This window comes from Aequorivita flava (assembly GCF_038742595.1).
Classification (GTDB): domain Bacteria; phylum Bacteroidota; class Bacteroidia; order Flavobacteriales; family Flavobacteriaceae; genus Aequorivita; species Aequorivita marisscotiae.
Window position 1 is genome coordinate 1 of sequence record NZ_JBANCF010000004.1, and the last position, 12,645, is coordinate 12,645.

The 12,645-nt window shown below is 36.4% G+C and carries 10 protein-coding genes and 1 rRNA gene; 4 read left to right on the forward strand and 7 right to left on the reverse strand.

Going from position 1 to position 12,645, the window contains the following annotated elements; translation table 11 throughout:
• Positions 1-5 precede the first annotated feature (5 nt).
• Together rrf and VZD24_RS06920 are read left to right on the forward strand one after the other, a co-directional pair.
• A 5S ribosomal RNA gene (gene rrf / locus VZD24_RS06915) occupies positions 6-115 on the forward strand.
• An 843-nt stretch (positions 116-958) separates the two neighbouring features.
• A complete protein-coding gene (locus VZD24_RS06920) occupies positions 959-3,418 on the forward strand; it encodes a helix-turn-helix domain-containing protein (protein WP_342686323.1) in 2,460 nt (819 codons plus the stop codon).
• Here the strand turns inward: VZD24_RS06920 and VZD24_RS06925 are convergent.
• The gene (locus VZD24_RS06925) at positions 3,415-4,083 is read right to left on the reverse strand and encodes a ZIP family metal transporter (protein ID WP_342686324.1); all 669 of its coding nucleotides are present in this window, start codon (positions 4,081-4,083) and stop codon (positions 3,415-3,417) included. The two genes, VZD24_RS06920 and VZD24_RS06925, sit on opposite strands and share 4 nt — an antisense overlap.
• The gene (locus tag VZD24_RS06930; RefSeq protein ID WP_342686325.1) at positions 4,083-4,814 is read right to left on the reverse strand and encodes a class I SAM-dependent methyltransferase; all 732 of its coding nucleotides are present in this window, start codon (positions 4,812-4,814) and stop codon (positions 4,083-4,085) included. Before VZD24_RS06930 ends, VZD24_RS06925 begins: the two co-directional genes overlap by 1 nt.
• Before the next feature lie 119 nt (positions 4,815-4,933).
• Here VZD24_RS06930 and VZD24_RS06935 point away from each other — a divergent pair, with 119 nt between their 5' ends.
• The gene (locus VZD24_RS06935) at positions 4,934-6,091 is read left to right on the forward strand and encodes a THUMP domain-containing class I SAM-dependent RNA methyltransferase (protein WP_279448074.1); all 1,158 of its coding nucleotides are present in this window, start codon (positions 4,934-4,936) and stop codon (positions 6,089-6,091) included.
• A gap of 19 nt (positions 6,092-6,110) precedes the next feature.
• Here the strand turns inward: VZD24_RS06935 and VZD24_RS06940 are convergent, their stop codons facing one another.
• From VZD24_RS06940 to VZD24_RS06960, 5 genes are all read right to left on the reverse strand, one after another.
• The gene (locus VZD24_RS06940; RefSeq protein ID WP_342686326.1) at positions 6,111-6,851 is read right to left on the reverse strand and encodes a DUF6048 family protein; all 741 of its coding nucleotides are present in this window, start codon (positions 6,849-6,851) and stop codon (positions 6,111-6,113) included.
• Positions 6,814-7,311 (reverse strand): DUF6452 family protein, encoded by a 498-nt coding sequence (locus VZD24_RS06945; RefSeq protein WP_342686327.1) that lies wholly within the window; start codon positions 7,309-7,311, stop codon positions 6,814-6,816. Before VZD24_RS06945 ends, VZD24_RS06940 begins: the two co-directional genes overlap by 38 nt.
• Positions 7,312-7,338: 27 nt before the next feature.
• Positions 7,339-8,748 (reverse strand): 23S rRNA (uracil(1939)-C(5))-methyltransferase RlmD, encoded by a 1,410-nt coding sequence (gene rlmD / locus VZD24_RS06950; protein ID WP_342686328.1) that lies wholly within the window; start codon positions 8,746-8,748, stop codon positions 7,339-7,341.
• Between the two features lie 77 nt (positions 8,749-8,825).
• Positions 8,826-9,218: a response regulator gene (locus VZD24_RS06955; RefSeq protein ID WP_342686329.1), complete on the reverse strand. Its 393-nt coding sequence runs from the start codon at positions 9,216-9,218 to the stop codon at positions 8,826-8,828.
• A gap of 11 nt (positions 9,219-9,229) precedes the next feature.
• Entirely contained in the window at positions 9,230-11,086 is a 1,857-nt protein-coding gene (locus tag VZD24_RS06960; protein WP_342686330.1) for a PAS domain-containing sensor histidine kinase, read from the reverse strand.
• 232 nt (positions 11,087-11,318) lie between these two features.
• On the opposite strand from VZD24_RS06960, the gene rocD reads away from it, so the two are divergent.
• Positions 11,319-12,563, forward strand: coding sequence for an ornithine--oxo-acid transaminase (gene rocD, locus VZD24_RS06965; protein WP_279448068.1), 1,245 nt, complete (start codon positions 11,319-11,321; stop codon positions 12,561-12,563).
• Positions 12,564-12,645: the final 82 nt, after the last annotated feature.

A 12,645-nucleotide genomic window follows, 5' to 3' on the forward strand; every position in this document is an offset into this window, starting at 1 on the left:
TGATTTAAGGTGGTTATAGCGACGGGGCTCACCTCTTACCATTCCGAACAGAGTAGTTAAGCCCGTTTGCGCCGATGGTACTGCTATCCAGTGGGAGAGTAGGTCGCCGCCTTCCTTTAAAACCTTCATCATTTACTTGATGGAGGTTTTTTTTTGCCATAAACTTAAAAACACAGACTTAGACTTCCACAGGGTGTTGGTAGGGCGGCGGAATCTGAAACTAGAATTGCTTATCTGCGGTTTGTCGCAGTTAAAGTAAAGTTTACTGCGAATTTTACGGATATAATTATCTCTTAAAAAATATAGACGTAAATAATTCTCTTGTAATTCCACGAATGCAACAGAGTTTCAGCGTGTAAGCCCCAATCATTTAGTATGAATTCAAGTGGAAATTAGGGAGTATATACGGAGTATCTATGGAGTAGAGTCGGCATTGAGTCGGCTAGGAGTCGGCAATACGTTGGCATTTTATCGGCAATAAGTCGGCTTTGAGTCGCCATTTGGGAATAGAAATATGAGTATGGAAGAACAATATTGACACAAGATACAACAAACGGACCTCGAAAGTCAAGTACATGGCTCATTTTTTGGTTTTTATATTTATTCAACTATAAACTTTATCATCAATTTCACCGATTTTCACAAATGCGCTCATATTCTAAAAACTTGGCTGTAACTCAATTCATAGTAATTACAGGAATAACCACAAACTTTCAGTCTGTATTTGAAATGTGGGAGCTTTGTTTACATTCTATCGCATTGTGATGGTAGGGGTGTTAGGCGGGAAAGCTGTACAATACTATTATTGCATTTACTTCCGTCAGTACCGAATATAAACTGACTAAAGGCCTGGATTATCTATTACCATCCAATTTTACAATTCAGATTTTATTTTTCTGCTATATTTAGTATATTTATTCATCGAAAAACGAAAGCCTCCCCGCCACAATTTTTTATAATGATTCAAAATCCTGAAATCGATCTGGCTTGGAACTTCGTCAATTATACCGATAGGAATATTTTCCTTACCGGGAAAGCGGGGACGGGAAAAACTACATTTCTACATAGATTAAAAAAAGATTCCTTAAAGAGAATGGCCGTAGTAGCACCCACCGGAGTGGCGGCTATTAACGCGGGAGGAGTGACTATCCATTCCTTTTTTCAGTTGCCATTTGGCCCCATCTTACCCGAAACTGCAAATGCGCAAAGCAATTCGTTTTCTAAAAAATTCAGTAAAAAGAAAATCAATATTATTAAGTCTTTAGATCTGTTGGTTATAGATGAAGTAAGTATGGTGCGTGCCGATTTGCTCGACGGGATAGACCAGGTTTTGCGCAGGTTTAAAGATAGAAGCAAACCTTTTGGTGGCGTCCAACTATTGATGATTGGCGACCTGCAACAGCTTTCACCAGTAATAAAGAATGATGAGTGGCAGCTTTTAAAACAGTATTATACAACTGGTTTTTTCTTCGGAAGTCGCGTTTTTCAAAACTCAAATGCGCTTACTATAGAACTAAAACACATCTATAGGCAAGAAAGTGAAGATTTTATAAAAATTTTAAACGAAATTAGAAACAATTGTTTAACCTCTAAATCTGCTGAAACTCTTAATAAACGATATATTCCTGATTTTTCAGCAGAAAAAAACAAAGGCTATATTACACTAACAACGCATAACAACCGAGCCGACCGAATAAATACTGCTGCGCTAAACAGAATTAAAAAGAAAAGTTTTACCTACAAAGCAGAAATTGAAGGAAAGTTTCCCGAATATACCTATCCCACACATTCAGAATTAGAACTAAAAGTGGGCTCGCAAGTAATGTTTGTAAAGAATGATAGCGATCCTGAAAAGCGCTATTTTAATGGTAAGATTGGAACTATTTGCTACCTGGATAAAGATGAAGTACACGTACGTTGCCCTGGCGATAGTACGGATATTGTTACAAGTTCAGAAATATGGCGAAACATTCAATATTCCATCAACCCAGAAACAAAAGAAATAATAGAGAGTGAAATCGGTACCTTTTCGCAAATACCTCTCCGGTTGGCCTGGGCAATTACAATCCATAAAAGCCAAGGACTCACTTTTGAAAATGTAATTATTGATGCGCAAGAAGCTTTTGCCCACGGGCAAACCTATGTGGCTCTAAGCCGCTGCAAAACGTTGGAAGGAATTGTTTTAACAGGGCCACTCTCCCAAAAAAGTATTATAAACAATCGCGACGTTGCTTCCTTTAATAAAAATGCCGAAGAACACCAACCCGATACCGCTGTCTTTGTTTCTTCACAAATTTCATATCAACTTAATTTGATCAATGAAATATTTAATTTCTATTCCTTATTGGGCCCAACGAATAAAATGATTGATACCTTTTTAAAAAACAAAGGAAGTATCAATGGAAATTTATACGAACAATTAGCCAATTTAAAGAAAAAAGGAATAACCGAACTTTTAAAAATTAATACGAGCTTTCAATTTCAACTTAAAAATCTTAGCGAACACAAAGTGCCAGAAAATAATAATTTGTTACAGGAGCGCTTTAAAAAGGCTATTATTTATTTTGAAAAACATTTACAGGATTTTATTAGAACCCCTTTAAATAAACTAAATTTTACTACCGATAACACAGCAGTAGAAGAAGATATTACAAAACAGCTGCGTATCTTGGAACAATTAGTAACAGTAAAACAATACTGCTTTACTGGGTTAAAAGATGGTTTTAAAACAATAACTTACCTCAATTTGCGTGCAAAGGCTACCCTGCAGACAGGTGAAAAAGCCAGTAGGTCAAAAGAAAGCTATGTAGCTTCTATTGAACATAATAAATTGTTTGAAATGCTACGGAAACTTCGACTGCAGCTGTCTGAACAAGAAACCGTTGCGCCTTTTCAAGTCTTTACCCAAAAAGCACTTTTTGAAATGTGCGATGTTTTACCTACTACCGTAAAACAACTTCGAAACATATCCGATATTGGAAAAGTTAGGCTAGAAAAATACGGTACAGCCATTCTTGAAGTAATACGAGTTTATTGTAAGGACAATTCAATTACACCATCCACAGATTTTAAGGTAGCTCCTAAAAAAGGAAGCACCCAAAATATATCGTACAATTTGTTTAAATCGGGAATGAGCATTCCCGAAATTGCCGAGGAACGCGGTTTCACCATTGGCACTATTGTACGGCATCTCGGTGTTTTTTTGGCTTCGGGAGAAATAAAAATAACCGAATTAAAACCAGCTGAAAAATATCTGGAACTCAAAAAAATAATGGAAACCACAACTTACAAAGGGCTTAGCGATTTAAAGAATAAAATAGACGATAAATATTCTTTTGGCGATTTACGAATGGTTACCAATGCACTTCAATACGAGAAAAGCATCAAATCCCACTCAAATACCTTAAAAGTAAATTAAATAAAATACGCAATTATAACCGCTAAAATTACTGCCGTCATCTTCGAAAGATTGAACTTGTGATTTTTTGAGCTTTCAAATAGAATTGTAGTTGATACATGAAGAAATATCCCAATTACCACTGCTGTGATGGGGGTTTCATATTGATGAATTAGGTTGTAATTGGTAGAAATAAAACTTCCCAAGGGTGTCATTAATGCAAAAAAGAAAAGAAAGAGTAGGGTTGTAGATTTTTTGTATCCGGCGGTAATAAAGAAAAAGGATAAAATTATAGCTACAGGAATTTTATGGATAATTATGGCAATTAATAAATTATTGTGTTCCGAAATTGGAAAGCCCTCCATAAAAGCGTGAATGCTTAAACTTATAAATAAAATCCAAGGAAAATGTTTGGCTTCAGAATGTAAATGTACGTGGCCGTGTTCGGCTCCCTTTGAAAAGAATTCTAAGAATATTTGTAATAAAATACCGAGCATTATATAAACTCCAATACTTTTTGAATGGTTTTCAAATACGTGGGGCAAAAGCTCAAAGACTGTTATAGATAATAAAAATGCACCGCTAAATGCCAGAAAAACCTCCATATTTCGCAATTCTCTTTTCTTTAAAAAAAGTGCGACAAAATATCCGATGGCTACGGATAAAAAAAGCAATAAATAATTCATTAATTAAAAATTAGTATTAATCGTTCGGAGGTATTTTTATTGAATTTATTGAGTTGATAATCGCCAAATACGTGCTTTAATTCTACAGAAGCCTCATCAAAATACGCCTGAAAATCCTCCAAAGTTAAAGCTCTTACACGCTCGGTATAAAAATATTCTTCTCCTTGGTCAGTAAAGCGAATGTTTTTAATAATATATCCATCTTCCACGTATTTTTCAATATGGAAAACAATGCCGCCCAGCTTCTTTTGTTCCGAAGGCATTAAATTTTTTATTGCCAATTCGGCATTTAAAAAATCGATTACACCAAAACCGGCTGGCTTTAGTTCAGCCTTAATGGCTTTTATGGTTCTTAAATTATCCACTTCGTTTTCAAAATATCCAAAGCTTGTAAACAAATTAAAAACCGCATCAAACTGTTGTGTGTAGGGCAAACACATATCGTGCACCTTAAAATGAAGATTTGGTTTTTCGTACTGTTTTGCATAGCGTATGCTTTCCTCCGAAAGATCTACTCCGGTAACATGAAACCCCTGTTTGTAGAGATATTTGGAATGTCTTCCTTTTCCACAAGCTAAATCTAAGATTGTATCATTTGGCTTTAAATTTAAAAATGTGGTAAGCTTGTTCATAAATAGAGCCGCTTCCCTATGGTTTCTGTCCTTGTAGAGTATGTGGTAATAAGGGGTGTTAAACCACGAAGCGTACCAATTATCTTTTTCTTTTTGCATAGTTTTCGTTTCGCCCTGCAAAAATACTGTATTTTTGTGGCCTTATTAAATGGAAGTTTTTTAATTTCATTAAAATATACAATTAATTAAAAAGTTCCCTGCCTTTGGAGGGATAAAGTATGGTACAAAATTTTAAAATGGTTGCTAAAACCCTCTTCGGAATGGAGGAATTACTCGCACAGGAACTCCGCCAATTGGGAGCTTCATCTGTAGAAATTGGCGTGCGAAATGTTTCGTTTGAAGGCGATACCGGGTTTATGTATAAAGCCAATCTTTGCTGCCGCACGGCGATTAAAATTTTAAAACCTATTTCGGCTTTCAATATTTTTACCGATGAAGATTTGTACAAAAAAATATACGAAATGCCGTGGGAAAACTATATGGATGTAAAAGGCTCACTGGCCGTAAATGCTACAGTGTTTTCTGAAGTTTTTACGCATTCGCAATATATTTCACTTAAAACCAAAGATGCCATTGTAGATCGTTTTCGCGATAGGGAAGGCATACGGCCGGATGTAGATTTAGATCACCCTACTTTGCGGATAAACATTCATATTGACAGAAATATTTGTACAGTTTCGTTAGACAGTTCGGGCGAATCGCTTCACAAACGCGGGTATAAAGTAGAGAGCACGCTTGCGCCCATTAACGAGGTGCTTGCAGCTGGTGTTTTAATGCTGGCGGGTTGGCAAGGCCAGTGCAATTTCTTAGATCCAATGTGCGGAGGAGGTACCATGCTTACTGAAGCGGCAATGATTGCTTGTAACATTCCACCGAACTTAAATCGCGATGAATTTGGTTTTGAAACTTGGCCGGATTTTGATGTAGATTTATATGAAAAAATAGAAGAAGCTGCCCTAAAAAAGGTGCGAGATTTCCCCCATAAAATTTACGGCTACGATTCCGACCCAGTGGCGGTGCACAAATCAAAGGAAAATGTTAAAAGCGCCAATCTTCAAGATTTTATCGAGGTAAAAAAGCAAGATTTTTTTGAAAGTGAAAAGGAGGGAGACAAAGCACTTTATATGGTTTTTAATCCACCCTACGATGAACGAATTTCAGTGAAGGATGTGGAGGAGTTTTACAGTGCTATTGGCAATACGTTAAAGCGCAACTACCCCGGCACACAGGCTTGGATGATTACTTCAAACTTGGAAGCGTTAAAATATGTGGGGCTTCGACCTTCAAGAAAAATAAAACTTTTTAACGGAAAGCTGGAGGCTAAACTTGTGCGTTATGAAATGTATGAGGGTAGTAGGAAAGCTAGTAAAAAATAATTATTTATATCAGAATAGGTTATGGCGCCGGACTTTCCTTTTGCGAAAGTTCAGTTTTCTTAAAAATTGGAATCAAATACGAAAGTGAATATCCATAACCAACACCAAATTGGCTATAATCGTAGGTTCTATTGAAGCCGGGAATGTATAAATTCGCAAAATTATCCGGTTCTGTTTCTGAAATTTTCCGTTTCAATTGAACGTTTAGAGACAAGTATAGATTGTTTAGGATTTCGGTTTTAACACTTATAATTACTTCTGCCCAATGAGCCGAAAGCCCGCTAAATTCTTGAGGATCGTAAATAGTTTCGGTTGGAAATGCAGGGTTGTCTGTGTAGATGCGATAACTGATTAGCTCTTGAGTAAAAGTCGAAACTCCATACCGCATACCAAGAGTAATGGCATTTTCCATCCCCAGCCAGTTTTCGTACGCATTGTAATCAAAACCAATTTTAGCATAACTTCCGCTTGTATTTGCAGAAATATAAGGTTCGTTCCAATCTTTATTTTCGTTGCCGAGTTCAACAGCTGCATAAAACTTTTTGGTTACCCGAAAATCACCAACAATTTCAAATCCGGAATAACCGTCTTCAATTAGTGTTCGCAAGGGTTTTGCCAAATCAACTCCCACACGTAGCCCAAATTTTTCAATTTTTGGCACTGTGTCGGCAGCAACTTCACTCTTTTTTTGCGCCACCAGAAATTGGGTGCTGCAAAAAAGACTAATGCAGCATAGTAATGTGGGCGCTATTTTCGTCATTAACAGTATCTCGTTTTACAATTATTTCCTGTATCCAGTTATCGTTTCCTTCAGGTTCTAAAGCTGGCTCTAGATTAAAATATTCAGTATTAAATCCGCAGGCACGGTTTACGTAACCAATACGTCTTTGGTAAACAAACATAACCCTGTCTGTATTGGTAATAGTGTCGGTTGATGTATAAGTGGTTTTAATAAATTGGTACTTTGTTGTATCTGAGGTTGTACTGAGCGGTATTGCAATTTCCCCGGTTTCGGTTAGCGATATTACTTCAACACTGTCTTCATAATCTGTTTTTACACTTAAAACATTCACCTTTTTTTCATTTACCGGATTTGCAATATCGTTAAAAGTAATTACCAATTTAGCCGTGGTTGCAGTTCCTTCGGGGCAGATGTCGTCCTTTGTACAGCCTTTAAAGGCAAAAACAATAAGTGCGAATAGAAATATTTTTTTAATCATTTATGATTCGTGTTTTTTAGAAAAAAATCAACGCTTTTCCAAAAGTACAACATTTTCAACGTGATGGGTTTGCGGAAACATATCTACTGGCTGCACTTTGGTAACTTTATATTTTAAATCCAGTAACGCCAAATCGCGCGCTTGGGTTGCGCTATTGCAACTTACATATACAATTTTTTCTGAACCTAAATTAAGAAGTTGCGCAACAACGTCTGCGTGCATACCGTCTCGCGGTGGATCTGTAATTACCACATCAGGTTTTCCGTGTTTGTTGGTGAACTCTTCATTAAAGACCTTTTTCATATCACCGACGTAAAATTCTACGTTTTCAATATTGTTTAACTTTGCATTTGCCTTTGCGGCTTCAATGGCGTCCGGTACAGATTCTACACCAATTACTCGTTTTGCTTTTTTGGCCACAAACTGGGCAATGGTTCCAGTTCCGGTGTAAAGATCGTACACCAATTCAGTGCCACTCAGGTCTGCAAAGTTGCGCGTTATTTTATATAATTGATATGCTTGTTCGCTATTGGTTTGGTAAAAAGATTTGGCATTTATCTTAAACTTTAAACCTTCCATTTCTTCAAAAATATGATCCCTTCCATAGAAAAGCTCAATTTTTTGATCGTAGAGCGTATCGTTTCCTTTGGAATTAATTACGTATAAAAGTGAAGTTGTCTGTGGAAATTCTTCAGCAATAGCGTTTAAAAGAAGTTTTCTATTCTCTTCATCTTCGTGAAAAAATTGCAACAAGATCATAGTTTCTCCAGTTGAAGACGTACGAATCATTAAAGTGCGTAAAAATCCTTCCTGATTTCTGGTGTTGAAGAACGATAGTTTTAATACTTCAGCTTTCGCCTTTACAAAATCGCGAATGGCATTGCTTGGGTCGGCCTGCAGATAGCAAATATCAAGATCCAAAATTTTATCCCACATCCCCGGAATATGGAAGCCCAAAGCATTTCGGTTATCAATAATTTTATCGCTTTTAATTTCCTCGAGCGTTAGCCATTTGCTATCGCTAAAAGAAAATTCCATTTTGTTCCGATAAAAATATTGTTTTTCTGAGCCAAGAATTGGGTCAATGGGCGGTAAAGCCACTTTCGCGATCCGTGTTAAATTTTGGGTAACTTCCTTTTGCTTGTAAAACAACTGATGCTCGTACGCCATGTTTTGCCATTTACATCCGCCACAGGTACCGAAGTGCGGACAAACAGGTTCGGTTCTTTTTTCGGAATATTTTGAAATGGAAATAGCAGAGCCTTCGTAGTAAGCCTTGCGCTTTTTATGGGTTTGTACAGCAACCACATCGCCTGGCACGGCATTATCTATAAAAACAACCCTGCCATCTGGTGCTTTAGCAACAGCTTTTCCTTTTGCGCCAGCATCTATAACTTCTAGATTTTCTAAAATCACCCTCTTATTTTTTCTTGCCATAGGCGCAAAAATAGAATGTTTTTAGCATTAAACCGAAACTTTGAGAATATCATTAATTTATTTTAAGAAATGAGTCTTTAAATATCTTTGGTTATATCGATAATGTTCTCTATTGCAATAGGTTTTATAATATAATCGTTTACGCTCTTAAAGTCTTTGGCACGTTCTATATCTTCAGGATCCAAAGAAGAACTCACAATATAAATCTGAATTTTTTTAGGTGTTGGGATAGACGTAAATTCTTCTAAAAACTGCCACCCGTCCATAACGGGCATATTTAAATCGAGCAACATAATTTCGGGTAAATTTTCACCACTCTCTATAATTGCTTTTAATTTGACCAATGCCTCCTTTCCATTTGGAAACACCATAAAACTTTGGCAAAAGTTGGCCAATTGCATTACTTTTTTTGCTCCAAACACAAAAATGGGGTCGTCGTCTATAATACATGCTAAATTTATCATTTTCATACTAGTTTCTTTTATTTAATTGGGGTTAAGGATTTGCTTTTTTTTTTTGATTTTAAGAAATAAATGCTAAACTCAGTGCCTTTGCCTACTTCACTCGTTACTTCAATTTTTCCGCCTAGGACTTCTACTTGGTTTTTGGTTATAAATAGTCCGATACCGCGAGAATCTTCGTTATCGTGAAAGGTTTTATACATTCCAAATAACTTGGCGCCATCTCGTTTTAAATTTATACCGGAGCCGTTGTCTTTTATTTTTAATACAACAAAACGTATTGTGTTTTCTGTTGAAATTTCAATGTTGGGGATGCGATCTGGGGAACGGTATTTAATGGCATTGGTTAAAAAATTGAGCAGAATACTATCTAAATAAGCCGGAATTCCTGCAATATAAATATCTGGACTGCAATTATTAACTATAACACTATCGGTAGATGCTATTAACCCTTGAATATTCAGCAAAGCTTTTTCAATAAATTGGTGCAGGTTTAAGGGTTCTAAATTATCGTAAATTTTGGTATTAATTACAACAACTTCGTTAAGATGCTTTACAGTTTCATTAAGATTATCGGAAGCAGATTTAAGGTGAACAAGAAATTCGTTTTCTGCTAATTTTGGGTCTTCTGAAGCCAATAGTTCCAACAGCATTGCAATATTGCCCGTGTGCGATCTTAAATTATGAGACACGATATATGCAAAGTTAATAAGCCTGTTATTTTGTTCTTGCATGGCATCGTTCAACAATTTATTTTCATTTATATCTAATATTTGCGATACAAAATGCAAGGCCTTACCACGGTCGTCCCTAACCAAAGAAACCGATAAATGCGCCCAAACTATTTCGCCATTTTTACAGATATAGCGTTTTTCCATTTCATAGTTTTTGCGCTTATTATTTAGCAACTCCACAAGGTATTTCATATCCTTATCAAGATCTGCCGGATGGGTAATATCTTTAAATGTTAGTTTATAGAGTTCTTTTTTTGTATATCCCAAAAACTCGCATATTCCTTCATTTACCTTTAACCAAGTGCCGTCTAAGCCAACTAAGGCCATTCCAATGGTGGCGTGCTCGAAGGTCTGTCTAAACTGTTCCTCCTGAATTGCAGTCTTTAACTGAATTTTTTTTAACGTATCAATATCTTGAACAATGCCGTACAAACGAATACATTTCGCATTTTTAAATTCGGCAATTCCAATTATCCGTATCCACTTTAAGGAATTGTTTTTGGTATAAATTTGTACCTCTTGGTCAAAATTCTTTCTGCTTAAAACAGCATCTTTTATTGATTGTGCAATGGTTTCTCTGTGTTCGCCTTCGGAAAAATACTTTAAAACATCATCGGCTTTGGGAGTAAAATCTGATGCTTCGCCATAAATTTCCTTGGTCATGGGGCTCCAGTAAAACGAATTTGTAATATAATCCAATTCCCAATACCCTGTTTGTGCCACATTACTGGCAATTTCCGATATATCCTTATATTTTTTTAAGCTTAATTGGTCGTGTATTTCTTTGCTTATATCCTTGTTAAAACCTACCATTAAAAGCGGCGCTCCATTTGCATCCCATTCAACTACTTTTCCTTGGGTTAAAATCCAAACCGAATGCCCGTCCTTATGTTTTAATCTAATTTTGCATTTGTATTGTTTGGTTTCTCCTTTAAGATGTGCTTTAAATAATTTTCCAGATTTTCCCGAATATTTTGGATGAAATAAATTGGTCCAGGTTTCTTCGGTAATGGGCTCTAACTCCTTGCGGGTGTAGCCTAAGAGCGAAGCCCAGTTTTCGTTGCAAGCTATTTCCTTAGTTTGAATATTGTATTCCCAAATACTAATTTCTAGATCTTCTAAAATATGAGGATAATGCTTCATAATAGTTGAAGGTAAGGGCTACTATGTATAAATAGAAGCAATTTTAAACAATGATTTTGGCTAAAATATTCAATATTTGGCGAACTAAGCAATCTTTCTTTATTCAAATTTTGCAAAAAACACGGCCTATCCTTCGATTAAAGATAATAATCGTTAATTTTGCAAATTCAAGGATGATTTCTCTCCATAAAGTAGGAATCGCAACTTTTTTACTTCAAAATATTACAATTTTATGTCAGTTTTAGAGCAAACAGCTTCACAGAAAGCCATCGATTTAGAAAATAAATACGGAGCCCACAATTACCATCCCTTACCTGTAGTTTTAAGCAGGGGAGAAGGTGTGTATGTTTGGGATGTGGAAGGCAAGAAATATTTCGATTTCCTTTCGGCCTATTCTGCGGTAAATCAAGGACATTGCCATCCAAAAATTGTGGATGCAATGACCCAACAAGCAAAAACACTTGCACTTACATCGCGTGCCTTTCACAACGATATGCTTGGGAAATACGAAAAATTTGCTTGCGAGTTTTTTAACTTCGATAAGTTATTGCCAATGAATACAGGTGCCGAAGCTGTAGAAACCGCTTTAAAAATCTGTAGAAAGTGGGCCTACGAAAAAAAGGGAATAGACGAAAATGAAGCCGAAATTATTGTTTGCGAAAATAATTTTCACGGTAGAACCACCACTATAATTTCTTTTAGCAACGACCCTGTTGCCAGAAAGAATTTTGGCCCCTACACCAAAGGCTTTATAAAAATTGAATACAACAATCATGAACAGCTCGAAAAACATTTGGAATCCAATAAAAATATTGCTGGATTCTTGGTAGAACCTATTCAAGGTGAAGCTGGCGTTTATGTGCCTTCTGAGGGTTATTTGAGTAAAGCAAAAGCTTTGTGCGAAAAACACAACGTACTTTTTATCGCCGATGAAGTGCAAACGGGTATTGCTCGTACTGGAAAACTTCTTGCCGTTGACCATGAAAATGTAAAACCAGATCTTTTAGTTTTGGGCAAGGCATTAAGCGGTGGCGCCTATCCAGTGTCTGCGGTTTTGGCAAATGATGAAATTATGGATGTTATTCGGCCCGGAAACCACGGTTCTACCTTTGGTGGAAATCCAGTTGCCGCTGCAGTAGCGATGGCTGCGTTAAGTGTAGTTAAAGACGAGAACTTAGCCGAAAATGCTGAAAATCTTGGAAAACTATTCCGAAGTGAATTGAATAAATACATTGAAACTAGCACGATTACCAAATTGGTTCGCGGAAAAGGTTTGCTAAATGCAATAGTAATTAACGATTCTGAAGATAGCGATACCGCTTGGAATATCTGTTTAAAACTTCGCGATAACGGATTGTTGGCAAAACCTACACACGGTAATATTATTCGTTTTGCGCCGCCTTTGGTAATGAATGAGGAACAATTAATGCAGTGCGTTTCTATTATTACCGAAACACTCAAAACCTTTGAAAAGTAATTTCAATTAAATTTTTCAAAAGGCAACTATACTTTTGAAAAGATAATCAGAGACAGAAAAACAAAACGGCTTCGAAAATTTT

Excerpts from the sequence above, each read along its gene's own strand:
- VZD24_RS06920 (WP_342686323.1), top strand. The coding sequence starts at position 959 with ATGATTCAAAATCCTGAAATCGATCTGGCTTGGAACTTCGTCAATTAT.
- VZD24_RS06925 (WP_342686324.1), bottom strand. The coding sequence starts at position 4,083 with ATGAATTATTTATTGCTTTTTTTATCCGTAGCCATCGGATATTTTGTC.
- VZD24_RS06930 (WP_342686325.1), bottom strand. The coding sequence starts at position 4,814 with ATGCAAAAAGAAAAAGATAATTGGTACGCTTCGTGGTTTAACACCCCT.
- VZD24_RS06935 (WP_279448074.1), top strand. The coding sequence starts at position 4,934 with ATGGTACAAAATTTTAAAATGGTTGCTAAAACCCTCTTCGGAATGGAG.
- VZD24_RS06940 (WP_342686326.1), bottom strand. The coding sequence starts at position 6,851 with ATGACGAAAATAGCGCCCACATTACTATGCTGCATTAGTCTTTTTTGC.
- VZD24_RS06945 (WP_342686327.1), bottom strand. The coding sequence starts at position 7,311 with ATGATTAAAAAAATATTTCTATTCGCACTTATTGTTTTTGCCTTTAAA.
- rlmD (WP_342686328.1), bottom strand. The coding sequence starts at position 8,748 with ATGGCAAGAAAAAATAAGAGGGTGATTTTAGAAAATCTAGAAGTTATA.
- VZD24_RS06955 (WP_342686329.1), bottom strand. The coding sequence starts at position 9,218 with ATGAAAATGATAAATTTAGCATGTATTATAGACGACGACCCCATTTTT.
- VZD24_RS06960 (WP_342686330.1), bottom strand. The coding sequence starts at position 11,086 with ATGAAGCATTATCCTCATATTTTAGAAGATCTAGAAATTAGTATTTGG.
- rocD (WP_279448068.1), top strand. The coding sequence starts at position 11,319 with ATGTCAGTTTTAGAGCAAACAGCTTCACAGAAAGCCATCGATTTAGAA.